Source organism: Cupriavidus pauculus (assembly GCF_003854935.1).
GTDB classification, from domain to species: domain Bacteria; phylum Pseudomonadota; class Gammaproteobacteria; order Burkholderiales; family Burkholderiaceae; genus Cupriavidus; species Cupriavidus pauculus_C.
Genome location: NZ_CP033969.1, coordinates 1,709,939 through 1,733,887, shown reverse-complemented (window position 1 = coordinate 1,733,887; position 23,949 = coordinate 1,709,939). Strand labels below are relative to the sequence as shown.

Genomic DNA, 23,949 nt, shown 5'->3' with positions numbered 1-23,949 from the left:
CTCACATTCCAAGGTGCACAACATGAGCGACGTCACCCTGCAGAACTTCGAAGCCGAAGTCATCAACAGCCCCGTGCCCGTGCTGGTCGATTTCTGGGCGCCGTGGTGCGGCCCGTGCCGCACGCTGGGGCCGATGCTGGAAAAGCTGGAAGCCGAGGCCGGCGGCACCTGGAAGCTCGTCAAGGTCAACGTCGACGAGAACCAGCAGCTTGCCGCGCACTTTGGCGTGCGCAGCATCCCCCATGTGGTGGCGTTTGCCGAGGGGCAGGCGGTCAACCAGTTTGTCGGCGTGCTGCCCGAATCGCAGTTGCGCGAGTTCATCGACACGCTCCAGCCCACCGACGGCGAGCTAGCCGTGCAGAGCGCCCAGGCGCTGGCCGAAGCGGGCGACCGCGAGGGCGCCAGGGCCGCCTGGCAGGCGTCGCTGGCCCACGAGCCCGAGAACGACGCGAACCGGCTGGCCTACATCAGCTTCCTGCTCGACGACAACGCCATTGACGCCGCCGACGCCGAATTCGGCCGTCTGACCGCGCGTGCGCCGCAGGAGGATGGCTACGCGGCGATCAAGACCCGGCTCGATGCGATGAAGGGGCTCGACGACCTGCCGGACGGCGCCGAACTGAAGGCGCAGGTCCAGGCCGATCCGGCCAACCTGGCCGCCCGGCTGGACCTGGCGAAAGTGCTGATCGCGCGGCGCGAGTATCAGCCGGCGCTGGAACAGTTGATGGAAATCGTACGCCGCGACCGCGGCTTCGAGGACGACATCGGCCGCAAGACGATGCTGTCGGTCTTCGACCTGATGGCCGATTCGCCAGAAGTGGTGTCGAAGTGGCGCCGCCAGCTCAGCACGACGCTGAACTGACGCGGAGCGGCGTTGGGAGGGTCGCCGGCTAGGCCGCCGGCGCCTCCACCAGCAGGAAGCCGTTGGCCTTCATATGCTCGACCATCATCGCGTCCATCGACTTGACGTGGTTGTCGAACCAGCCTGACAGTTCGTCCACCAGGCGGCGCCCCAGCGACAGCCCGCCCTTGCCCGGCCCTTCCGGGTCCTCCATTTCCTGCGCGATCTTGTCGCGCACGGCCTGCACCACCTGCAACACCCCGTTGTGCTCGTTCGTGTGGCAGAAGCGCGGCCCGAACTGCATCGCCTCCATCCACTGCTCTTCCTGGCCGAAATGGTGCCGGGTGTGGTCGATCCAGGCGTCGTAGGCCGCCAGGAAGCCGGCGTCGTCGGCCTTGGCGACCGCATCGAGCAACTGCAGGAATTCCGCGTGCGTGGCGTCGGTCACGGGCTCGCCTAGCCGCAGCGCCTCGGGCAGGCCTTCGGCGGAAAGCCCGGCGTAGGGATTCTGTTCTGCAGACATGGAATCGGGACTTTGTCTTTGAGATAAGCGGCAAGGATACCGATTTCACGGCCTGCCGATCTGATTTTCCGCAAACAACGGTTATGCTCGGGGTTCACGCCGCTGATGCAACCCCGCCCCGCCCCAGACATGCCCCGACTGATCTTCTTCTGCGGTCACGCCGGCACCGGCAAGACCACGCTGGCACACCGGCTGATCGGGCCGCTGATGCAGGCCACCGGCGAGCCGTTCTGCCTGCTCGACAAGGACACGCTCTACGGCCGCTACAGCGCGGCGGCCATGCGGGCCATCACGGGCGACGCCAACGACCGCGACAGCCCGGCCTACCTGGACAACCTGCGCGACCCCGAATACGAGGGCCTGCTCGATACCGCGCGCGAGAACCTGACGCTCGGCATCAGCGTGATCGTGATCGGGCCGCTGTCGCGCGAGATCCGCGCCCACCTGCTGACCGACCCGCAGTGGCTGCACGTGCCGCCCGGCACCGAGACGCGGATCGTCTGGGTTCACCTGCCCGAAGACGCCGCCCACGCGCGGATCATCGCGCGCGGCAATCCCAACGATGCCTACAAGCTGGCGCACTGGGACGCGTATCGCCAGCGCCGTTTCGCGCCGGGCCCGGCCGACTATCCCGAGCTGATCTTCTTCGACAACCTGGCGCCCGACGCCGCCGCCATCGACGGCCTGCTGCGCACGCTGGCCGCCTGAGCGTCAGCCCGCGGCCAGCGCGCCGATGACGGCCGACGCCGCCACGAAGCCGAACACCGCCGTCACCGCCACCGACGAGCCAAACCCGGCGCACGCCAGCCCCTGCGGGCCGCGCACCGGCGCCGGCGGCACCTCGTCGATCTCGCACGCCTGTTGCGCGGGCTCGGGATACTGCAGCGGCTCGTCGGAATACACGGCCTGGATGCCGAACTTCTTCTTCGGATCGCGCGGAAAGCCCCACTGGCGGCGCAGGTTGCCGCGCACCTTGGCCAGCAGCGGGTCCTGGATCGTGCGCGCCAGGTCGTCGATGCGCACGCGGGTGGGATCAAGCTGGCCGCCCGCCCCGCCGCACGTGATGACCCGCGTGCCCTCGCGCCGCGCCCAGCCCAGAATGGCCGTCTTGACCTTGACCGCGTCGATGGCGTCGATCACGTAGTCGAAGCCGCCCAGCAGCGCGGCCACGTTGTCCTCGGTGACAAAGTCGTCCACCGGCGTCACGCGGCAGCGCGGGTTGATCGCCACGATCCGCTCGGCCATGGCGTCGACCTTGGCCCGGCCGTAGGCATCGCCCAGCGCGTGGATCTGACGGTTCGTGTTCGACGGCGCGATGTGATCCAGATCGATCAGCGTCAGCCGGCCCACCGCGTTGCGGGCCAGCGCCTCGGCGGCCCAGCTGCCCACGCCGCCGATGCCGATCACGCACACGCTGGCCGTCTCCAGCCGGGCCAGCCCGTCGGCGCCATACAGCCGCGCCACGCCCGCAAAGCGGCGGTGGTAGTCGTCGTCGGCGGGGCTTTCGTGGGTCAGGGGCGCGGGCAGGTCCTGCTCCGCCGGGGGCGTGGAAGCGGTGGTCATCGTCGATCTCTGAAAATCTGCCGGCATTCTATGTCAGCGGCCGGCATCCTTCTCGGCCCAGCCGCGCCAAAAATAGGGTTCCGGGCGACCGCAATGTCAGCGGGAGGCCGACAACCGCACGCCGGGCCGGTTTCTACAATGAAACGAGCAGTGGTTCATCCGCCGCATGGCCGCCCACAGGAGCCCGCCCCTTATGCCCGCCTCGCGTCGACAGAAAATCGTCTTCTGGAGTGTGTTCACGCCCCTGGCGCTGATCGCGCTCGTCGTCATCGTCATCCTGACCTTCGACTGGAACCGGCTCAAGCCGTGGCTCAACGACAAGGTGTCGGAGTCCATCGGCCGCCCGTTCGCGATCAACGGCGACCTCAGCGTCACCTGGAAACGCCCGCAGGGCGAGACCGGCTGGCGCACGCTGGTGCCGTGGCCGCGGCTGTCGGGCAAGGACATCACGATCGGCAACCCGGACTGGGCAGAGGCGCCCAACATGGGCACCATCCGCGAGCTGATCTTCATCCTGCGCCCGCTGCCGCTGCTGGCGCACGAGATCAACGTGCCGACCATCGTCGTCGACAGCCCGGCCGTGTGGCTGGAGCGGCTGGCCGACAAGCGCAACAACTGGACGTTCGACACGCGCAAGGAGACCGATTCCGGCAAGTCGAAGTGGCACCTGGACGTGGGCGAGGTGGTGCTGCAGCGCGGCAACCTGGCGCTCAAGGACGCCGCCGAGAAGATCGAGCTGCAGGCCACGCTGGACACCATCGGCGACAAGGGCATCTACGACAAGGCGCGCGACGGCGCGCTGATGCCGTCCGACGCCTCGGCCGTGGCGGCGTCGCAGGCGGCGGCCGCATCCGCCGCATCCGCCCCGGACGCCCGGGCGCGCGACAACAAGACCGGCAACGACGACCGCTACGGGCTGCGCTGGAAGGCGGTGGGCCACTACAACCAGGCGACCATCAACGCCACCGGCAAGGCCGGCACGGTGCTGAGCCTGCGCGACACCAACACGCCCTACCCCATCCAGGCCGACGTGCGCGTGGGCGCCACGCGGGCGACCATCGAGGGCACCGTGACCAATCCGGCCCACCTGGGCGCGCTGGACGTGAACCTGGCGCTGTCCGGCGACAGCATGGCGTCGCTCTACAAGCTGACCGGCATCGTGCTGCCGTCCACGCCGCCGTATGAAACGCGCGGCCGGCTGGTGGCCACGCTGAACAAGGGCGCGCCGACGTACACCTATCGCAACTTCACCGGCAAGGTGGGCGGCAGCGACATCGGCGGCACGCTGACGTTCGCGCAGCGTTCGCCCCGGCCGCTGCTGTCGGGCGAGCTGGTATCGAAGCAATTGCTGTTCGCCGACCTGGCGCCGCTGATCGGCGGCGGCGCCAAGCCGGGCGAGGCGGCCAAGGACAGCCCGGTCAAGCAGCCGCCCAACAAGGCGCTGCCCGTGGCGCCGTTCCGCACCGAGCGCTGGGACGAGATCGACGCCGACGTGAAGTTCACCGGCAAGCGCATCGTGCGCGACGAAGACCTGCCGATCACGGACCTGACCACCCACCTGAAGCTGACCGACGGCGTGCTGCTGCTCGATCCGCTGAACTTCGGCGTGGCCGGCGGCAACCTGGTGTCGACGATCCGGCTGGACGGCAAGCGCGAGCCGATGGGCGCGATGATCGACATGACCGCGCGGCACCTGAAGATCAAGCAGCTGTTTCCGAAGGCGGACAGCGCCCGGGCCAGCGTGGGCGAGATCAACGGCAGCGCCAAGCTGTCGGCCACCGGCAACTCGGTGGCGCAGATCCTCGGGTCGTCCAACGGCGAGGCCCGGCTGCTGGTGGAAAACGGCACGGTCAGCAAGTTCATCCTCGAAGCCATCGGGCTCAACGTGGGCAGCGTGGTGGTGTCGAAGCTGTTTGGCGACAAACCGGTGCAGATCAACTGCGGCGTGGCGGCGTTCGGCTTCCAGAACGGCATCGCGCGGGCCCAGACCTTCGTGCTGGACACGCAGGACGCCGTGATCAACACCGAGGGCGCCGTCGACTTCAAGGACGAGCGGCTGGCGCTGACGATCCACCCCGACTCCAAGGGGCTGCGGATCATCTCGCTGCGCTCGCCGCTGTACGTGGGCGGCACGTTCAAGGACCCGTCGGTCAGCCCGAACATCGCCATCCTGGCGCTGCGGGCCGGCGGCGCGCTGGCGCTGGCGCTGACCGCGCCGGTGGCGATGGTGGTGCCGCTGCTCGACATCTCGGGCGGCGAGGAATCCAACTGCGGCAAGCTGCTGGCGGAACTCAAGAAGCGGCCCACCGCGCCGCCGCCGGGCAAGACCTACACGGGTCCGTCGGCCGGCAAGGGCCAGCAGCAGGCCGGCCCGGCGATTCCCGAGTCGCCGACCAAGTCCGACGCGGCCCGTGGCGAGCCGGCACCGGAGCCCACCAAGCCGCGCATCCCCGCGCCGAACGTGCAGCAGAACCGTCCGGCCAACGACCGGCAGCTCTACCAGGGCGGCTGACCGCGCGCCCGTCCCCTCCCCCGTTGATCCGCAACGCTTCGCCGGCCCCCGCCGCGAGGTGTTGCGGATTTGGCACGCCCGGCTTCACCGATGTTGTGCGCGGCCGCGGCCAGTCGCATAATCGGCGGGTCGTTGATTAAGCAAGTAATTAATGAACAGCGACGTGCAACGCCACCGTTGCCGGGTTCCAGTCCGGCCACCGGTGTCTTGTCAGGTGCGGCCCCGGCCGCACTGATTTTCTTTTTCGCGCATCTTGTCGCTGGATCGGAGACCCTTGCCGGCGGCGCGAACCACCCTCCTGCCCCGCCCCTGCCATGACGTTGCCTCACGCCGCCGTCCCCCCGATCAGCTGGCTGATCGCGTTGACGGTGTGCAATCACGTGGCGTTCAACGCCAGTCGCGTCGTCGTTTCCCTATTTGCCATCTCGCTCAAGGCGTCCACCGTCACGCTGGGCATCCTGATGTCGCTCTACGCGCTGCTGCCGATGTTCCTGGCGATCCGCGCGGGCAAGCGCATCGACGAGATCGGGCCGCGGCTGCCGATGACGGCGGGGTCGCTGATGGTGGTGGCCGGCACGCTGCTGCCGGCGGTGTGGCACGACATTGCGTCGCTCTACGCGGCCTGCGCGCTGATCGGCGTGGGCTTCATGCTCGTGCAGGTGGCCATGCAGTTGCTGATCGGCCAGGTATCGACCAACGAGACGCGGCTGCGCAACTACACGTGGCACGCGCTGGGCCTGTCGATCTCGGGCACGCTGGGGCCGGTGGCCATGGGTTACACGATCGAGCACGCGGGCTTTCGCACGGCGTTCTGCATCCTGGTGGGCGTGGCGCTGCTGGGCCAGGCCGGGCTGCAGTACGTGCGGCCGCGCCTGCCGGCCACGGGCGGCAACGCGGGCCGCCTCGCCATCGAGGACGGCTCGCGCCATTCCACGCTGGACCTGCTCCAGCATCCGGAGCTGCGCGCGGTGTTCGTGGCCAGCGCGGTGCTGTCGGCCGCGTGGGACCTGCACGCGTTCCTGATCCCCATCCAGGGCACGCGCATCGGGCTGTCGCCGTCGATGATCGGCTGGGTGCTCGGCGCCTTTTCCATTGCCACGCTGGCCATCCGCGTGGCCATGCCGATGGTGTCGCGCCGCTTCTCGGAATGGCGGATCATCCGGCTGGCCCTGCTGGTGGGCGCGCTGGCCTACCTGGTCTACCCGTTCGTGTCGCATTTCTGGCTGATGTGCGCGCTGGCGTTCGTGCTGGGGCTGGCGCTGGGCAGCGCCCAGCCCAACGTGATGAACATCCTCCATACCGCGTCGCCGTCCGGCCGCGCCGGCGAGGCGCTGGGGCTGCGGTCGGCCGTGCTCAACACGAGCCAGGTGGTGTGGCCGCTCACGTTCGGCGTGGTCGGCACCGCGCTGGGCATGCTGCCGATCTTCCTGTCGATGGCCGGCGCCATGGGCATGGCCAACTACTACTCGCGCCGCCAGACCCGCAAGCTGCCGGCGCCGGCCCCGACCCAGCCGTAGCCGTCCAGCAAATCTAGTAAAACGGCGATGCCGCTTGCCATGGCGCAAATGCGGTGTCCGGCGCATTGGCTATACTCGAAGCATCCTCGTCCGCGTGCCCCGGCAGGCGGACCGACTCTTCGACATGCGATATGACCCAGCTCGCCGACCTGCGCCGCAACTACATGCTGAGCGCGCTTTCCGAAACCGACGTGGCCCATGACCCCGTCCGCCAGTTCCAGCACTGGTTCGACGAGGCGCTGCAGGCCAAGCTGCCCGAACCCAACGCGATGACGCTGGCCACGGTCGGCGCCGACGGGCAGCCGTCCGCCCGCATCGTGCTGCTCAAGGGCATGGACGCCAACGGCTTCACGTTCTTCACCAACTACGAGAGCCGCAAGGGCCTGGACCTGGAAGCCAACCCGCGCGCCGCGCTGCTGTTCCACTGGGTCCAGCTGGAGCGCCAGGTGCGCGTGGAAGGCGTGGTCGAGAAGGTGGCCGATGCCGAGAGCGATGCCTACTACGCGTCGCGGCCGCTCGGATCGCGCCTGGGTGCGTGGGCGTCCGAACAAAGCCGCGAGGTGGCCGGCCGCGACGTGCTGGAAGCCCGCGAGGCCGACTTCCGCAACAAGTTCGGCGACAACCCGCCGCGCCCCCCGCACTGGGGCGGCTACCGGCTGCGGCCAACCTGGATCGAATTCTGGCAGGGCCGCCCGTCGCGCCTGCATGACCGCATCGCGTTCCGGCAACAGGCCGATGGCGGCTGGCAGATCGTGCGGCTGTCGCCCTGATTGAAACAGGCGATGACGCGGCGCCAGACGGCGCTGCGTGGTCAATGTCTGCATGTGCCGACAGGTACCGCAGCCGCGGCGGCCTGCACTGCACAATCCTGTTTTTTGGCGTAAAGTTCTTGCGTCGCCGCACCGGCCATGCATCGGTGCGCCCCCAAGGCCGGGCTGCGTTCACCACGCAGTCTTGCGCAGCCGACCATGGGGCATTTTTTCGAGAGGGATCACCAACCAATCGGGAGAAAGCCGCATGTTCTTCAAGCAAGCCATCGACAAGCAGCTCGATAGCTGGATCTCCGATGTCCGCGAGCACGCCAACCTGCCGGTCAGGCTCCGGCTCTGGAACGGCACCGAATACCAGCTCGGCAACTTCGACAAGCCCGACGTCACGCTGACGGTGCGTGAAGCCTCCGCGCTGCCGATGCTGCTTGCGCCGAGCCTCGATAACCTTGGCGAGGCCTACGTCCAGGAAAAGATCGACCTCGACGGCCGGCTGGCGGACATCATCAAGGTGGGATACGGGCTGTCGTCGGCCGCCGCGCGCAGCGCCGGTGGCGCACTGGCCAAGGTGGCCCAGCACTTCACGCACAGCAAGGCCGAGGACAAGGCGTCGATCCAGTACCACTACGACGTCTCGAACGCGTTCTACGCGCTCTGGCTGGACCCGCGCATGGTCTACTCGTGCGCGTACTTCGAGCACGGCAACGAAGACCTGGCCACCGCGCAGCTCAAGAAGATCGACCACATCCTGACCAAGATCCGCGTGCAGCCGGGCCAGACGCTGCTGGACATCGGCTGCGGCTGGGGCGCGCTGGTGATCCGCGCCGCGCAGAAGTTCGGCGCGCAGTGCGTGGGCATCACGCTGTCCCAGAACCAGTTCGACCTGGCCACCGAGCGCGTGCGGGCCGCCGGGCTGCAGGACCGCATCGAGATCCGGCTGCAGGACTACCGCGACATCCAGGGCCAGTTCGACCGCATCACGAGCGTCGGCATGTTCGAGCACGTGGGCAAGGCCAACCTGGTTGGCTACTTCGGCCGGATCCGCGACCTGCTCAAGGACGACGGCGTGGCGATGAACCACGGCATCACCGCCACGGACCCCGACAGCGGCGCGGTGCCGCTGGACGGCTCGGGCTTCATGGACCGCTACGTGTTCCCGCAGGGCGAACTGCCGCACATCAGCATGGTCCTGCATACGATGGCGAAGGCCGGGCTGGAAGCGTTCGACGTGGAGCTGATGCGCCGCCACTACGCGCAGACGCTGCGCCACTGGGCCGACAACTTCGAGGTCAACGCCGACAAGATCCGCGCCATGGTGGGCGAGAAGAAGTACCGCATCTGGCGTATCTACCTGGCTGGCTGCGAGCATGCGTTCCTCCACAGCATCATGTCGCTGCACCAGGTGGTGTGCCAGAAGGCGGACCGTGCCGCCGACACGTTCCCGGTCTCGCGGCGCTATATTTACGCCTCTCCGATCGGTAACGACGCCTGACGCCTGACGCTTGACTGACAACCTCGACCTGTTCGGCGATGCCCTGGCGTCGCCGGACAAGCCTCCCGGGCCGCCGCGCGCGGCCCCTTCCGACAAGAAGGCCCCTGCCGGCAAGGCTGTCCAGCCATGGACGCCCGACGCCGCGCTGACCGCGCTGGCCCGGCGGCTGCCGCCAAACCTGTACTTCGGCACGTCGTCGTGGTCGTATCCGGGCTGGCACGGGCTGGTCTACGACGGCCAGTACACCGAGAGCCTGCTGTCGCGCAAGGGGCTGCGCGCGTGCGGCCAGCACCCGCTGCTGCGCATGGCCGGCATCGACCGCGGCTTCTACGGGCCGATCCCGCTGACCGACTACATGAACTACGCGGCCCAGGTGCCCGAGGGTTTCCGCTTCCTGATCAAGGCGCCGGCCAGCGTCTGCGATGCCTGGCTGCGCGGGCCCGATGGCGCCGGGCGACTGGTCAACGCAGCGTTCCTGGACGCCGAGATCGCCATCCGCGATTTCATCGTGCCGGCCACGGGCGGGCTCGGCCAGCGCTGCGGGCCGCTGCTGTTCCAGCTCTCGCCGTTGCAGAGTGTGGCCGACGACGGCCCGGCGTTCCTGGCGCGGCTCGACGCCTTCCTGGCCGCGCTGCCGCCGCTGGACCCGACGCTCACGCCGCACGCCTGCTACGCCGTGGAGATGCGCGACCCGGCGCTGCTGACGCCGCGCTACATCCGCCTGCTGCGCGACCGTGGCGTGCGCTTCTGCCTGGCCGCGCGCGACCGCCTGCCGGCCGTGCCGCGCCAGGCCCACGCCCAGGCGCTCATGGACGACGGCGCGCCGGGCCCGCTGGTGCTGCGCTGGATGCTGCGCGAAGGCCGCTCGTATGCGATGGCCGAGCGCGCGTACATGCCGTTCGACAAGCTCGTGGACCCCGACGACGCCACGCGCGACGCCATCGCCGACGTGGTGGTCCGCACGCTGCGCACGGGCCAGCCGGCCTACGTGATCGTCAGCAACAACGCCGAAGGCTGCGCGCCGCACAGCATCGCCCGGCTGGCGTCGGCCATCGCCGACCGGTTGGAAGCGCCGGCATCACACGCAATGCCGGCGGCCGCCGCGCGCCCAGCATGACACCACCGGCGGCAGGGTCGCGCGGACGTCACTTCGGAGCCAATGTCCTGAGTCCGCTACAATCGGCCCATCGGCGGCCGTGCCCCTGTGTGGGGCAGGCCACCGAAATTACGCACCGCGAGGAATAGGTTGGACGTGTTGCACGCGCGCCGGCCGTCCCGATATGAAGATCATGGATTTGTGTGGAGCCCGAGAGATGGGCATGCCAGAGGCCGAGGACCCCGACACCGGGAACCGCAAGGCCACCGCCCCCGATTTTGACAGCCAGCATTTCAAGCGCGCGCTGTCGCAGTTCGCCACAGGTGTGACGGTTATCACCACGCGCGCCGCCGGCCATCCGTATGCCAATGGCGCGCCGTTCGTCGGCATCACCGCCAGTTCGTTCAACTCTGTGTCGCTGGACCCGCCGCTGGTGCTGTGGAGCATGGCCCATCGTGCCAACAGCCTGCCGATGTTCCGCGATGGCTCGCACTACATCATCAACGTGCTGGCCGCATCACAAATGGACCTGTGCCAGCGCTTTGCCACGCTCAAGGGCGACCGCTTTGCCGGCGTGGACTACCAGTTGTCCGAAACCGGGCTGCCGATCCTGGCCAACGCGCTGGCCTGGTTCGAATGCCACAACCGCAGCCGGTACGACGAAGGCGACCACGTGATCTTCGTCGGCGAGGTGGAGCGCTGCGGCATCCTCGACGCCGGCGGGCAGCCGCTGGTGTTCCAGGGCGCGCAGTTTTCCACGCTCTGCCCGCTCGACCGCTAGCGTCACGCCGCCGGCTGGCCCGGCTCCTTCAGGATCGCCAGCGGCGATCCGCCCGTCTTGATCCGCTGCAGCACGATGTTCGAGCGGATATCCATCACGCCCGGCGTGCGATACAGCCGGTTCACGATGAAATCGGAGTAGTGCTTCAGGTTGCGCGCCTGCACCCGCAGGATGTAGTTGCTGTCGCCGGTAATCACATAGGCGGTCAGCACCTCGGGCCAGGTCTGCACCACGGCATTGAACGTGTCGTGCCAGCCCTCCACGTCGTGCCGCATCGACACCTGCACGATCGCCTCGATCTCCAGCCCCAGTTGCTCGGCGTCGAACCACGCCCGGTAGCCGCCGATCACCCCGCCCTCTTCCAGCAACCGCACCCGCCGCAGGCATGCCGATGGCGATAACGCCACTTTGTCGGCAAGGTCCTGGTTGCTGATGCGGCCGTTCTCCTGCAGCGCGGTGAGAATGCGCAAATCGATCGGATCGAGGGTCATGTCGCAGATTCCACGGTTTTAGCTTGTGTCCTTCGCATTTTATGCGAAAGCCAGCCCGACGGACGCCCCATTTCGCAAGCCTCTTTCCGGCGGATTTGACTATGATTCCGGCACGCACCGCGTCCGCAGAAACGCGCCTCCGGAGACCCGCTTCCATCATGTCGACCGCCCCAATGCCTTCCCGCCGGATCTGGGACATCAGCCCGCCCGTTTCGAACGCCACGCCGGTCTGGCCCGGCGACACGCCGTTCCGCCACGAACCCGCCTGGCAGCTTGACGAGCACTGCCCGGTCAACGTCGGCCGCATCACGATGTCGCCGCACACGGGCGCCCACGCCGATGCGCCGCTCCACTACGCCGCCGATGGCGCGCCGATTGGCGACGTGCCGCTGGACGCCTACCTGGGCCCGTGCCGTGTGATCCATTGCATCGGCGCGGCGCCGGTGGTGGCGCCGCACCACGTGGAGGCGTCGCTGGCCGGCGTGCCGCCGCGCGTGCTGCTGCGCACCTATCGCGCCGTGCCGCAGGGCGCCTGGGATGCGGATTTCTGCGCCGTGGCGCCCGAGACCATCGCGCTGCTGGCCCGCCATGGCGTGCGGCTGATCGGCATCGACACGCCGTCGCTGGACCCCGAGACCTCCAAGACCATGGACGCCCACCACGCCGTGCGCGACCACCGGCTGGCCATCCTCGAAGGCATCGTGCTGGACGACGTGCCGGCCGGCGACTACGAACTGATCGCGCTGCCGCTGCGCCTGGCCACGTTGGACGCGAGCCCGGTGCGGGCCATCCTGCGCGAACTCTGACCCCTTCCGATTTCACCGACATTTGCCACGCATGACCAACCTGACACGCGAACGCTGCCAGGCGCTGGACCGGGACGACCCGCTCCGCGCACTGCGCGAACAATTTGCCCTGCCCGAGGGCGTGATCTACCTGGATGGCAACTCGCTGGGCGCCCGCCCGCGAGCCGCCGCCGCGCGCGCCGCCGAGGTGGTGAACGCCGAATGGGGCGATGGCCTGATCCGCAGCTGGAACACGGCCGGCTGGTTCGACCTGCCGGGGCGGCTGGGCAACCGGCTGGCGCCGCTGATCGGAGCCGGGCATGACGAGGTGGTGGTGACCGACACGACGTCGATCAACCTGTTCAAGGTGCTGGCCGCCGCGCTGCGCGTGCAGCAGCAGCGCGACCCGTCGCGCCGCGTGATCGTGTCCGAGGCCAGCAACTTCCCGACCGACCTCTATATCGCCCAGGGCTTGGCTGACCTGCTGCAACAGGGCTATGAGGTGCGGCTCGTGGACAGCCCGGCCGCCATCGACGCCGCCGTGGGCCCGGACACCGCCGTGCTGATGCTGACGCACGTCAACTACAAGACCGGCGAGATGCTCGACATGGCCGGCCTGACGGAACTGGCCCACGCCCGCGGCGCGCTGACGGTGTGGGACCTGGCCCATTCGGCCGGCGCCGTGCCCGTGGACCTGACCGCCGCGCGCGCCGACTACGCCATCGGCTGCACCTACAAGTACCTGAACGGCGGCCCCGGCTCGCCGGCGTTCGTCTGGGTATCGCCCGCCCTGCGCGACCAGTTCTGGCAGCCGCTGTCGGGCTGGTGGGGCCATGGCGCCCCGTTTGCGATGTCGCCGCAGTACCAGCCGGCGCGCGGCATCGGCCGCTTCCTGTGCGGCACGCAGCCGATCGCGTCGCTGGCGATGGTGGAATGCGGGCTCGACATCTTCGCGCAGACCAGCATGCGCGCGCTGCGCGCCAAGTCGCTCAAGCTGACCGACCTGTTCATCGAACTGGTGGAAGCCCGCTGCGGGGCCCACCCGCTGGCGCTGGTCACGCCGCGCGAGCACGCCCGGCGCGGCAGCCAGGTCAGCTTCTCGCACCCGGACGGCTACGCGCTGGTGGCGGCGCTGATCGAGCGTGGCGTGATTGGCGACTACCGCGAGCCCGGCATCGCCCGGTTCGGTTTCACGCCGCTGTACACGAGCTTTACCGAGGTCTGGGACGCCGTGGAGATCCTGCGCGACGTGCTGGACAGCGGCGCCTATCGCGACGCGCGTTTTGCCGTGCGCACGGCGGTGACCTGAGCGGAGCCCGACATGAGCGAGAACAAGGGATGCCCGATGGGGCACGGTGCCGGCGGCGACGAGCGCTGGCACGGCGCGCAGATGGATTTCTCGCGCGACATGAGCTACGGCGACTACCTGGGACTGGACCAGATCCTCTCGGCCCAGCATCCGCTGTCGCCGGACCACAACGAGATGCTGTTCATCGTCCAGCACCAGACCACCGAGCTGTGGATGAAGCTGATGCTGCACGAACTGCGCGCCGCGCGCGACGGGGTGCGGAACGACCAGCTACGCCCCGCGTTCAAGATGCTGGCCCGGGTGTCGCGCATCATGGACCAGCTTGTGCAGGCGTGGAACGTGCTGGCGACGATGACGCCGCCCGAGTACTCGGCGATGCGGCCGTACCTGGGCGCGTCGTCGGGCTTCCAGTCGTACCAGTACCGCGAGATCGAGTTCATCCTGGGCAACAAGAACGCCGCCATGCTGCGCCCGCACGCCCATCGCGGCGAGCACCTGGCGCTGGTGGAGGCGGCGCTGCACACGCCGTCGATGTACGACGAGGCGATCCGGCTGATGGCGCGGCGCGGGTTCCAGATCGACCCGGACGTGGTGGAGCGCGACTGGACGCAGCCGACGCAGTACAACGCGTCGGTCGAGGCCGCGTGGCTGGAGGTCTATCGGAATCCGTCGGCGCACTGGGAACTGTACGAACTGGGCGAGAAGCTCGTCGACCTGGAGGACGCGTTCCGCCAATGGCGCTTCCGCCATGTGACCACCGTCGAGCGCGTCATCGGCTTCAAGCGCGGCACCGGCGGCACCGAAGGCGTCAGCTACCTGCGCCGGATGCTGGACGTGGTGCTGTTCCCCGAGCTGTGGAAGCTGCGAACGGATCTTTGAATTCGTAGCGTTTTGAAGATAGCGCTTGTCTGCTCCCCGCTCCCGCCCGCGCGAGAGGGGTTGGGGGGAGAGGGCGTCGAGGCCCTGCTTGCCGACCCCTCGGCAATCTGCACCCCTGCCGCTCCCCCGCGCACGGGAGAGCGGAAGAGCCGCCCCTACCGCCCCTACCGCCCCGCCGGATCCGACAGCCTGGCCCCCAGCGCCATCAGCGCCGGCGCCAGCGTTTCGCGGAACGTTTCCTCGGTGACCGCGCCGTACGACGCACTGCAGCTCAGCAGGTGCAGGTCCTTCTCCCCCACCGGCTTGAATGCCACCGCGCAGGCGTGGATGGCCGGATGCCAGTCGCGGAACGACGCGGCGTAGCCGTCCCGCTCGGCCTGCGCCAGCGCGGCGCGCGTGGGCGCCTCCTGCTGCTTCCATTGCTCGGGATACGCCTGGGCGAACTCGGCCAGCACGCGGTCCCGCCGGGCGGCCGGCAGCGCGGCCAGGTAGGCGCGCCCCATCGAACTCGACACCAGCGACAGCCGCGAGCCCACGCCCAGCCCCAGCATCACGCCGGCGTCGTTCCGGATCGATTCCATGTAGATGACTTCCAGCCGCTCGCGCTTGCCCAGCGACACCGACACGCCGTAGCTCTGCGCGAAGGCCAGCATGTGCGGCCGGGCCAGCGCCACCACGTCGGACGCCGCCAGGTACGAAAACCCCAGCGCCAGCACGCCGGCGTCCAGCGCGTACTTGCCCAGGCTGTCGTCGTAGCGCAGGTAGCCAAGCTGCACCAGCGTGCCGGCCAGCCGGCTCACCGTCGCCTTCGGAAAGCCGGTGCGGCGTACGAAGTCCTGGTTGCCCAGCATCGCCTCGCCGGTCCGGAAGCAGCGCAGCAGTTCCAGCCCCCGGGCCAGCGCGGTGACGAAGTTCGGATCACTTTCCCGTTCCTTCTGCGCGGCGGCGGCGGCGGGAGCGGCGGCGGGAGCGGCGGCGGTTGGTGCCAAGGTGGTCTCCAGGGATGGTCGATTGTCGAACGCAAACGTGCGGCGGTCCGGTTTCACCCCGTTGCAGCGAAAACCGGTTCGGCTATACTAGCTCATCGGAACAAGGTTCCGCAATGCGGAACCCAAACTTTTGATTCACCGGACCCGAGAAGGCGCGCAGCCTTCTACGCCCCATCCAAAGAAGGAGACCTCCATGGCTGCCAACGCCGAATTCCACTGGGCCGACCCGCTGCTGCTGGACCAGCAACTGACCGACGACGAGCGCATGATCCGTGACGCCGCCGCGGCCTATTGCCAGGACAAGCTGATGCCGCGCGTGCTGCAGTCGTTCCGCAACGAGAAGACCGACGTGGAGATCTTCCGCGAGATGGGCGAACTGGGCCTGCTGGGCCCCACCATCCCCGAGCAGTACGGCGGCCCGGGCCTGAACTACGTGAGCTACGGCCTGATCGCCCGCGAGGTGGAGCGCGTGGATTCGGGCTACCGCTCGATGATGAGCGTGCAGTCGTCGCTGGTCATGGTTCCCATCCACGAATTCGGCAGCGAGGCCCAGAAGCAGAAGTACCTGCCCAAGCTGGCCACCGGCGAATGGATCGGCTGCTTCGGCCTGACCGAGCCCAACCACGGCTCGGACCCGGGCTCGATGGTCACGCGCGCCAAGAAGGTGGATGGCGGCTACGAGCTGACCGGCGCCAAGATGTGGATCACGAACTCGCCCATCGCCGACGTCTTCGTCGTCTGGGGTAAGCTGACCGGCGACGACGGCAAGGAAGCCATCCGCGGCTTCATCCTGGAAAAGGGCTGGAAGGGCCTGAGCGCGCCGGCCATCCACGGCAAGGTGGGCCTGCGCACGTCGATCACCGGCGAGATCGTGATGGACCAGGTGTTCGTGCCCGAGGAAAACCTGATGCCGGGCGTGAGCGGCCTGAAGGGCCCGTTCACGTGCCTGAATTCGGCCCGCTACGGCATCGCCTGGGGCGCGCTGGGCGCCGCCGAGTTCTGCTGGCATACCGCCCGCCAGTACACGCTGGACCGCAAGCAGTTCGGCCGCCCGCTGGCACAGACGCAGCTCGTGCAGAAGAAGCTGGCCGACATGCAGACCGAGATCACGCTGGGCCTGCAGGGCTGCCTGCGCCTGGGCCGCATGAAGGACGAAGGCACGGCCGCGGTGGAAATCACGTCGATCATGAAGCGCAACTCGTGCGGCAAGTCGCTGGACATCGCCCGCGTGGCGCGCGACATGCTGGGCGGCAACGGCATCTCGGACGAATTCGGCGTGATCCGCCACGTGGTGAACCTGGAAGTGGTCAACACCTACGAAGGCACGCACGACATCCACGCGCTGATCCTGGGCCGCGCCCAGACCGGCCTGCAGGCGTTCTTCTGACCGGCCGCGCCGGCGCATGAAAAAGCCCGGCTGGAAGGCCGGGCGGAAAGCACACTACCAAGGAGACGACGGGCGCTGCCCGCCGTGTTACGACATCGGTCACGCAGTACTGGGCCGGGCCGGGGCGACACACCCCGCGCCCGGCTTTTTCGTGCGCGCTTACTTGTTGGGCTGCGGCGTCAGGCGCAGGTACGGACGCACCGCCTTGTACCCCTTCGGGAATTTCTGGCGGATCACCTCCTCGTCCTTCAGCGACGGCACGATGACCACGTCGTCGCCGTCCTGCCAGTTGCCGGGGGTGGCCACGCTGTGGTGGTCGGTGAGCTGCAGCGAATCAATGACGCGCAAGATTTCGTTGAAATTTCTACCGGTGCTTGCAGGATAGGTAATGATCAGCCGGACCTTCTTCTTCGGGTCGATCACGAACAGCGAGCGCACCGTCAGCGTCTCATTCGCATTCGGATGAATCATGTCGTAGAGCGTCGACACCTTGCGGTCGCCGTCGGCCAGGATCGGGAAATTGACCGTGGTGGACTGGGTCTCGTTGATGTCGCGGATCCAGCCCTGGTGCGACGCCACGCTGTCCACGGACAGGGCGATCGCCTTGACGTTGCGCTTGCCGAACTCTTCCTTCAGCTTGGCGGTCAGGCCCAGTTCGGTGGTGCAGACCGGCGTGTAGTCGGCGGGGTGGGAGAACAGCACGCCCCAGCTATCGCCAAGCCATTCGTGGAAGCGGATGCGACCCTCGCTCGATTCTTGCTCGAAGTCCGGTGCGATATCGCCAAGACGCAGTGCCATGAGAGAAGTCTCCAAAAACTTTACGGAAGTAAGGAAAGGTAAGAGCCGGTGAACCAGCCTACTTGGATTGCCATCCAACCCAAACGAATATAAAGTCACTACAAAATCACTCGAAGTCATAAAGACTTCGGTGAACGGGCCGCGGTTCCCTCTCCGGGCGGATCAACGCCGGGATTTTGGATGGCCCGTTGCGTGACATCGTCGTGGTGGCGCGCCGGCGAGCTTGAAACGATGGCCGGCCGCCACATATGCTACGGGGAAGACAAGAAATGCCACAAGCCCGAGCGGGCAAGGCAAAATGTCACCCACTTGAATCAACCGCCCGCAAACAGGAGAAACTGATGAGCGATGTCAAGACCGTTCTGTCCGACGCCGAAGAACTGCTTAAGCAAGCGGCCTCGACCACCGGCGAGAAAGCCGCCGAACTGCGCGAGCGCGGCATGGGGCTGCTGAAGCAGGCCAAAGAGAAGGCACAGGACTTGCAAGACGCAGTCGTGACCAAGAGCAAGGCGGCCGCGCGCGCTACCGACGATTATGTGCACGACCACCCGTGGCGTGCCGTCGGCGTGGCAGCCGGCGTCGGCCTGCTGGTTGGCCTGCTGCTGAACCGCAAGTAAGACAGCGCGGCGCGGCCCGCCAACGTCGCACGATCAGTTGTATCAGTACCCGTCGTACTGGCTGTACCAGCCCCGGCTGCGCATCTGCGCCGGGTGCATGAAGTTGAAGACCGACGGCAGCGGCCCATTCCCCGCTGCCGTCATTCCCTTGCAGATGCCGCCCATGCCGGCGCATCGCTTTTTCGCCGGAGCCGCATGAGCGATTCTCACTCCCCCAAGTTCCTGGACTCCCTCCGCAACCTCGGTGGTTCCATCGTGTCGATGCTGCAGACACGGCTGGAGCTGGCCAGTGTGGAGCTGGCCGAGGAGCGTACCCGGCTGATGAAGGTGGCGTTGCTCGCCTGCTTTGGCCTCGTATTCTTCGGCATGGCGCTGATGACCTTCACGCTGCTGATCGCCATCCTGTTCTGGGAAACCTACCGCTGGCAGGCCATTGGCGCGATCGTGGTGTTCTACGTCGCCTGCGCCGCCGCCTGCCTGCTCGTCGCGCGCCACAAGGTGCGCTCCGCCCCGCCGCTGTTTGAATCCACGCTGGCCGAGCTAGACAAAGACCGGGAGATGCTGCGCCAATGACCACGCCCGAAGACGATTCGATCGACAGCAGCCGTCCGCGCAGCGAGCATCCCCGCCCGGTCCGCTTCACGCGCGAGGTGCGCCTGCCGCTGGCGGTGCGCAAGGAGCTGCTGATCACCCGTGCCGCGCTGGAACGCTACGACGCCGTGCAGGCGTTGCGGCAGGTCCGGGGCGGCGCCCGCCGCATGGCCAACCTTGGCACGTGGCTGCCGCGCATGACGCGGCCCGGCGGCTGGCTCAAGCTGTTCGGCATCACGCGCGACTACCCGGTGCTGAGCACGGCCATCACGCTGGCCCTGCCGCTGCTGCGCCGCACCCCGGTCGGCCGCATCGCCTGGAAGCTGTCGAAGGTCGGCATGCTGGCCGGCGCCGGCTACTGGGGATACAAGACCTGGAAGGCGTCGCAGCCGCGCAAGCCCGGCGTGGTGGTCGTGCCGACGACGTCCGGCTCCACCGTGACCCTCGACACCGGCTTCCGCGACCCGCTGGTGCCCTCGCCGCCAGCCCCGGCCACGCCGCCGCCCGTCGCCCCCTAGCCCACCCGCACCCGGTTGCGCCCTTCCCGCTTGGCGCGGTAGCAGGCCGTGTCGGCCGCGCCCAGCGCCGCCTCGCGGCTGGCCGTCCGTTCGTCGATGGTCACCAGGCCGATGCTTACACCCACCGCGAACGCCTGGTCGCGGCAGCGGTAGCGATAGTCGGCAATGGCGGCGCGCAGCGTCTCGGCCACGCGCTCGCCGTCGGCCGCGCCACAATACTCCAGCAGTACCGCGAATTCGTCGCCGCCCAGGCGCGCCAGCGTGTCGCTGCGCCGTAGTTGCTGGCGCATGACATCGGCAAGCTGGCAGATCAGCTCGTCGCCGGCCGCGTGGCCGCAGGTGTCGTTGACCACCTTGAACTGGTCCAGATCCAGGTACATCAGCGTGTGGACGCTGCCCGCGTGCTGCGCCCGCGACACTGCCGCATCGAGCCGCCGCTCGAATTCCAGCCGGTTGACCAGCCCGGTCAGCGGATCATGGCTGGCCTGGTAGGCAAGCTGCGCCGCCTGCGCCCGCTCCAGGCTGACGTCGTGCAGCACCACGACGATGCCGATGGCCTGCCCCGCCTTGTCCCGGATCAGCGCGACCGACAGCTTGACCGCCGTGGTCGCCTCCTGCTCGGCCGCGTCGCGCCGGCGCAGCAGCATGACGACCTGGCTGGGCCAGTTGCCGGCCAGCGCGCGCGGCACCAGGTCGTTGGCCGGCGCCTGCGTGGCTTCATCGTGTAGCTGGCAGACCTGCTGCAGGAAGCAGCCGGCGGCCTCGGCGTCGGTCCAGCCCGTCATCGTCTGGGCCACGGGGTTTAGCGACTGGATCCGGCCCCAGACGTCGGTCGTGATGACCGCGTCGGCGATGGCGTGCAGCGTGACCTGCGCGCGCTCCTTTTCGGCGAACAACTGCGCCTCGAAGCGCTTGCGCTCGGAAATGTCGCTCAGCGATCCGGCCATGCGCCGGGCCTTGCCCACGGCCCCGCGCACCATGCGGCCCCGCGCCCGCACCCACAGGTAGCCGCCGTGCTTGCGGCGCAGCCGCATCTCCACGTCGTACGGCATGCCCTTGCGGACATGGCCATCCAGGCGCCGCTCGAATTCCGGCACGTCTTCGGGATGCATCAGCGCCAGCAGCGTCTCGCGCGCGTGCGGCAGTTCGTCGGGCGCGTAGCCGAGCATTTCGGCGCAGCGCGGCGAGAAGTACAGCTCGCCGCGATGGGGATGCCAGTCCCAGAGGCCGTCGGTACTGCCCGCCACGGCAAGCTGCAGCCGCTCCTCGCTGACGGCCAGCGCCTGCTGCAGCAGCCGCTGGCGGCGCATCATCCGCGTCGACAGCCAGTATCCGCACACCAGCAGCAGCGCCGGCAGCGCGCCCGCGCACCAGATCAGCAGCACCCGCACCCGCCGCGACGCCTTGCCCAGCGCGTTCGAGAACGCTTCCTCCATCGGCGTGAGCAGCGCGTCGATGTCGGCGATATCGCGCTGCAGCGGCGCCACGCAGGCGGCGTCACAGCCGGGCTCGTTCACGCGCGCGCGCAGGCGCCGCGCCAGCGCGTCGAGGCGCGCGATTTCGGCGTCGGCGGTGGTCCAGATCGAGATCGCCTCGTCGATCTCCGGCACCTGCCGGAAATAGCGATAGAGGCGGATCATGGCCGGAATGTCGTCGGGATGGTTGCCGCCCGTCAGCAGGCCCTGCACGGCCACGGCGCGGTCATAGTCAGGTTTTTCGAGTTCCAGGCGGGCGCGGTGATCGCCCAGCGGCACCGCGATGGCGGCCAGGTAGGCCTGGTAGTCGGCCTCGCGCCGGGTTTCGGCGTAGCGCAGCAGGTGCAGCACGGCCGCCTTCTGGCCCTTGGTCCAGAGGCTCTCGCCAGCCACGAAGCCCCGCGCCGCCGATAGCACGTCGACGCTGGCGATGCAGAACAGCGCCAACGCCACCACCACGGGGACAAACGGCCAGACGACACGCAGTACGTGCTCGTTGGCCGGCAGGCGACGCCCGCCACCAGCTTGCTGCATCCGAGACTTCCCGCGCCGGACGCTTTCCGGCTGTCGAAGATTTCACCCCGGTCGCCTGCTGGCGGCCGTGTCTGGTTGCATTGTCAATGAGGCGTTGCGGGGTGTCTCTAACTCAGACTGGTTAATTGATTCCGGGCACGTGCGGGCGCCATCCGCCCAGCAGGAAGACCAGCAGCGCGCCATTGAGCAGCGCCAGGCCGGTCAGGATGAACGCCAGCATCGGCAGGGTCTTGAGCCACGACAGGCCGCTGGCCGCCGACGCGAACGCGGCGTCCAGATAGCGCGACGCCTGCTTGCGGATGACCAGCCAGTAGAACGCGCCGCCGCCCGCCAGCAGCACCAGCACCCAGGCCATCCACGTGAAGGCCGATGCCGGGCCCGGCCGGTCGGGGCGTGGCCCGCGCGGCGGCAGCGGTGGCAGGGAATCGCGCAGCGACAGCGTGGCGGGCTCGAAACTCGGCGTCGCCGGGTCGGACGCCGACGCGGCCAGGTCGATCATCGCAAGGTCGGCATCGGTGTCGCCAGCGGGCGTGACAACCGCGTCGCCGTGGACCGTGGCGGGATGGGGCGCCGGCATCGCACGCCGGGGCGCCGGGCGGGTGTCGGCCAGCGTCGGCGGCCTGGCCGGCGCGTCGCGCAGCGCCGGCCCGCGCCGGCCGCTGTGCCAGCTGGCGAACAACTGGTCCAGGCATCGCACCGTCGTGCACGCGTCGCGCTTGCGGCGCCAGGCGTCCAGTTCGGCGCGGCTCAGCGTACCGGCATGGCGGCCGCGCTGCTGGTCGGCGTAGATCGCCTCGTAGCTCTCGTGCAGCATCGCGTATTCGCAGATCAGTTGCCGCCCGTGCGGATGGATCCGCGCGGTGTCCTGGCAGGCCGTGCCGGCCGGCGCCGATACGTCGCAGCGCCCCCGGAACGTGGTCGGGCAGGCAATATCGGACGCCCACGCCACATTGGCGCCCCACAGAACCAGGGCAACGAAGAGAGCCAGGCGGCTTGCCATCCGTTTCATGGGATCAACGCTTCGGCCTTTTTCGAACGGGAGCATCCATTCTAGGCAGCGGCGCCGCACGATGCCGGGTCTGTTACGTGCGGTAGCGCATGGACGCCCGGCACGCCACCAAGGCGCCATTTCGCGCGCCAAAAGCAAAAGGGCCCGTGACTTGCGCCACAGGCCCTTTTGAGGAAATGCTGGTGGGTCGTGCGTGACTCGAACACGCGACCAACGGATTAAAAGTCCGCTGCTCTACCGACTGAGCTAACGACCCGGAAAAACTGAATCCGCGATTATAGGGAGGCCCCCTGGGGGTGTCAAGACGCCGCCGGCGTCACGCCATACGCTCCAGGCGCCACATCTGGTACTTGAAGGCGAGCACGGCGCCCACCAAGATCGTTGCGAAAACGATGAACGAGCCGACCGCCAGCGTCGACACGCCTGACAGCCCCTGGCCGATGGTGCAGCCCAGCGCCGTGACGCCACCGGCGCCCATCAGGATGCCGCCGACCATGTGGTTGGCCACGTCCTCGGCATTGCCGAAACCTTCCCAGCGGAACGTGCGCGACGCCAGCGCGTAGGCCGCGGCGCCGGCGATCACGCCGATCACGCTGACGATGCCGATGGTCAGCACCTTGCTCTTGTCGCTGAACAGCATCAGCCAGTCCAGCGTGTAGGCGTACGGCGCCACAAAGCTCAGGCTTTCCATGCGGCCGCTGTTGGTGCCGACGAACAGTTCCTCCAGCGTGTTCGGGTCTTCGGACACGTAGCCCAGATGGCCCGACACGTACCACATGCCGACGATGATCAGCCCCACGGCCAGCCCGCCCAGCAGGTTGTCGAACGTGCGGAAGCCGTTGCCGAGCAGCGCCCAGACCACCAGCACGGCGCCGATGGCCCCGCCCAGCACCAGTTGCAGCGTGCCGCGCGCCATGCCGCTGGCCTGCGCCACCAACGACGGCAGGTCCTGCGTCGACGGCAGCGCCACCGCCACTGCGTCAACGGTATTCACGCGCACCACGCCGAACAGGCCGCGCAGCGTCATGTAGGCCGACAGCCCCAGGAACACGAACACGACCAGCGACTTCAGGTTGCCGGCGCCAATGCGCACCAGCGTCTTGCTGCCGCAGCCCGACGCCAGCACCATGCCGAAGCCAAACATCAGCCCGCCCACGGCTGCCGACAGCCACGCCAGCTTCGCCGACGTGTAGATCGTCTTGGTCGGGTCGATCAGGCCGGCCCACGCCAGCACGCCCGTGCCTATCATCGCCACGCCGATGGCCAGGACCCACATCCGCATGCGGCTCCAGTCGCCAATGTTGACGATGTCCGAGATGGCGCCCATCGTGCAGAAATGCGTGCGCTGCAGGACGGCGCCGAACAGGAAGGTCAGGACGAAGGTGCTCAGCAGGACCGTGTGCGTGAGCGCGGGGATGTCGATGTCGGGCATGTCTCGGGGGGTGGCTCGTGGAACGTCTTGGTGTTCTGGTACC

Annotated in this window: 23 protein-coding genes and 1 tRNA gene; 15 read left to right on the top strand and 9 right to left on the bottom strand. The window is 68.3% G+C overall.

Annotation, left to right across the window (positions count from 1 at the left end; all coding sequences use genetic code 11):
• Positions 1-22: 22 nt before the first annotated feature.
• The gene (gene trxA / locus EHF44_RS09695; RefSeq protein WP_124683550.1) at positions 23-862 is read left to right on the top strand and encodes a thioredoxin; all 840 of its coding nucleotides are present in this window, start codon (positions 23-25) and stop codon (positions 860-862) included.
• Positions 863-890: 28 nt separating this feature from the next.
• Here the strand turns inward: trxA and EHF44_RS09690 are convergent, their stop codons facing one another.
• The gene (locus EHF44_RS09690; RefSeq protein WP_124683549.1) at positions 891-1,364 is read right to left on the bottom strand and encodes a bacteriohemerythrin; all 474 of its coding nucleotides are present in this window, start codon (positions 1,362-1,364) and stop codon (positions 891-893) included.
• A gap of 129 nt (positions 1,365-1,493) precedes the next feature.
• Between EHF44_RS09690 and EHF44_RS09685 the strand changes: the two genes are divergently transcribed.
• Positions 1,494-2,072, top strand: coding sequence for an AAA family ATPase (locus EHF44_RS09685; protein ID WP_124683548.1), 579 nt, complete (start codon positions 1,494-1,496; stop codon positions 2,070-2,072).
• Between the two features lie 3 nt (positions 2,073-2,075).
• Here the strand turns inward: EHF44_RS09685 and tcdA are convergent, their stop codons facing one another.
• Positions 2,076-2,927, bottom strand: a complete 852-nt coding sequence (gene tcdA / locus EHF44_RS09680) for a tRNA cyclic N6-threonylcarbamoyladenosine(37) synthase TcdA (protein ID WP_253700016.1) — start codon at positions 2,925-2,927, stop codon at positions 2,076-2,078.
• 193 nt (positions 2,928-3,120) lie between these two features.
• Here tcdA and EHF44_RS09675 point away from each other — a divergent pair, with 193 nt between their 5' ends.
• The 6 genes from EHF44_RS09675 to EHF44_RS09650 all read left to right on the top strand — a co-directional run bounded on the left by EHF44_RS09675 (position 3,121) and on the right by EHF44_RS09650 (position 11,092).
• Entirely contained in the window at positions 3,121-5,439 is a 2,319-nt protein-coding gene (locus tag EHF44_RS09675; RefSeq protein WP_124683547.1) for an AsmA family protein, read from the top strand.
• A 314-nt stretch (positions 5,440-5,753) separates the two neighbouring features.
• On the top strand, positions 5,754-6,956 hold the full coding sequence (locus EHF44_RS09670) for an MFS transporter (RefSeq protein ID WP_124683546.1): 1,203 nt from the start codon (positions 5,754-5,756) through the stop codon (positions 6,954-6,956).
• Between the two features lie 131 nt (positions 6,957-7,087).
• Complete coding sequence (pdxH, locus tag EHF44_RS09665) at positions 7,088-7,726, top strand: pyridoxamine 5'-phosphate oxidase (protein ID WP_124683545.1); 639 nt, start codon at positions 7,088-7,090, stop codon at positions 7,724-7,726.
• A 247-nt stretch (positions 7,727-7,973) separates the two neighbouring features.
• Complete coding sequence (locus tag EHF44_RS09660; RefSeq protein ID WP_124683544.1) at positions 7,974-9,215, top strand: SAM-dependent methyltransferase; 1,242 nt, start codon at positions 7,974-7,976, stop codon at positions 9,213-9,215.
• A gap of 10 nt (positions 9,216-9,225) precedes the next feature.
• On the top strand, positions 9,226-10,332 hold the full coding sequence (locus tag EHF44_RS09655) for a DUF72 domain-containing protein (protein ID WP_124683543.1): 1,107 nt from the start codon (positions 9,226-9,228) through the stop codon (positions 10,330-10,332).
• Positions 10,333-10,528: 196 nt separating this feature from the next.
• Positions 10,529-11,092: a flavin reductase family protein gene (locus EHF44_RS09650; RefSeq protein WP_124683542.1), complete on the top strand. Its 564-nt coding sequence runs from the start codon at positions 10,529-10,531 to the stop codon at positions 11,090-11,092.
• A 2-nt stretch (positions 11,093-11,094) separates the two neighbouring features.
• On the opposite strand, the gene EHF44_RS09645 is transcribed toward EHF44_RS09650, so the two are convergent.
• The gene (locus EHF44_RS09645; RefSeq protein ID WP_124683541.1) at positions 11,095-11,583 is read right to left on the bottom strand and encodes an Lrp/AsnC family transcriptional regulator; all 489 of its coding nucleotides are present in this window, start codon (positions 11,581-11,583) and stop codon (positions 11,095-11,097) included.
• Between the two features lie 158 nt (positions 11,584-11,741).
• Between EHF44_RS09645 and kynB the strand changes: the two genes are divergently transcribed.
• Genes kynB through kynA form a run of 3 tightly spaced genes read left to right on the top strand, consistent with a single transcriptional unit; the run spans position 11,742 to position 14,556 of the window.
• A complete protein-coding gene (kynB, locus tag EHF44_RS09640) occupies positions 11,742-12,389 on the top strand; it encodes an arylformamidase (protein ID WP_124683540.1) in 648 nt (215 codons plus the stop codon).
• Positions 12,390-12,420: 31 nt separating this feature from the next.
• Complete coding sequence (kynU, locus tag EHF44_RS09635) at positions 12,421-13,677, top strand: kynureninase (protein WP_124683539.1); 1,257 nt, start codon at positions 12,421-12,423, stop codon at positions 13,675-13,677.
• 12 nt (positions 13,678-13,689) lie between these two features.
• Positions 13,690-14,556, top strand: coding sequence for a tryptophan 2,3-dioxygenase (kynA, locus tag EHF44_RS09630; protein ID WP_124683538.1), 867 nt, complete (start codon positions 13,690-13,692; stop codon positions 14,554-14,556).
• Between the two features lie 164 nt (positions 14,557-14,720).
• On the opposite strand, the gene EHF44_RS09625 is transcribed toward kynA, so the two are convergent.
• A complete protein-coding gene (locus EHF44_RS09625) occupies positions 14,721-15,545 on the bottom strand; it encodes an IclR family transcriptional regulator (RefSeq protein ID WP_124683537.1) in 825 nt (274 codons plus the stop codon).
• 193 nt (positions 15,546-15,738) lie between these two features.
• Between EHF44_RS09625 and EHF44_RS09620 the strand changes: the two genes are divergently transcribed.
• Positions 15,739-16,932, top strand: coding sequence for an acyl-CoA dehydrogenase (locus EHF44_RS09620; protein WP_124683536.1), 1,194 nt, complete (start codon positions 15,739-15,741; stop codon positions 16,930-16,932).
• A 159-nt stretch (positions 16,933-17,091) separates the two neighbouring features.
• On the opposite strand, the gene EHF44_RS09615 is transcribed toward EHF44_RS09620, so the two are convergent.
• A complete protein-coding gene (locus EHF44_RS09615; protein ID WP_124683535.1) occupies positions 17,092-17,730 on the bottom strand; it encodes a peroxiredoxin in 639 nt (212 codons plus the stop codon).
• 269 nt (positions 17,731-17,999) lie between these two features.
• Between EHF44_RS09615 and EHF44_RS09610 the strand changes: the two genes are divergently transcribed.
• The 3 genes from EHF44_RS09610 (at position 18,000) to EHF44_RS09600 (ending at position 19,456) form a co-directional block, all read left to right on the top strand.
• Positions 18,000-18,347: a DUF883 family protein gene (locus EHF44_RS09610; RefSeq protein WP_313835164.1), complete on the top strand. Its 348-nt coding sequence runs from the start codon at positions 18,000-18,002 to the stop codon at positions 18,345-18,347.
• Between the two features lie 195 nt (positions 18,348-18,542).
• Entirely contained in the window at positions 18,543-18,920 is a 378-nt protein-coding gene (locus tag EHF44_RS09605; protein ID WP_124683534.1) for a phage holin family protein, read from the top strand.
• Entirely contained in the window at positions 18,917-19,456 is a 540-nt protein-coding gene (locus EHF44_RS09600; protein WP_124683533.1) for a DUF3318 domain-containing protein, read from the top strand. Before EHF44_RS09605 ends, EHF44_RS09600 begins: the two co-directional genes overlap by 4 nt.
• Here the strand turns inward: EHF44_RS09600 and EHF44_RS09595 are convergent.
• The 4 genes from EHF44_RS09595 to EHF44_RS09580 form a co-directional block, all read right to left on the bottom strand.
• The gene (locus EHF44_RS09595; protein WP_124683532.1) at positions 19,453-21,465 is read right to left on the bottom strand and encodes a diguanylate cyclase domain-containing protein; all 2,013 of its coding nucleotides are present in this window, start codon (positions 21,463-21,465) and stop codon (positions 19,453-19,455) included. The two genes, EHF44_RS09600 and EHF44_RS09595, sit on opposite strands and share 4 nt — an antisense overlap.
• A 121-nt stretch (positions 21,466-21,586) precedes the next feature.
• Positions 21,587-22,474 carry a hypothetical protein gene (locus EHF44_RS09590; RefSeq protein WP_124683531.1) on the bottom strand — a complete coding sequence of 296 codons (888 nt, stop codon included), beginning with the start codon at positions 22,472-22,474 and terminating at the stop codon, positions 21,587-21,589.
• Between the two features lie 180 nt (positions 22,475-22,654).
• Positions 22,655-22,730: transfer RNA gene (locus EHF44_RS09585), tRNA-Lys, on the bottom strand.
• Between the two features lie 60 nt (positions 22,731-22,790).
• A complete protein-coding gene (locus EHF44_RS09580; protein WP_124683530.1) occupies positions 22,791-23,906 on the bottom strand; it encodes a YeeE/YedE family protein in 1,116 nt (371 codons plus the stop codon).
• Positions 23,907-23,949: the final 43 nt, after the last annotated feature.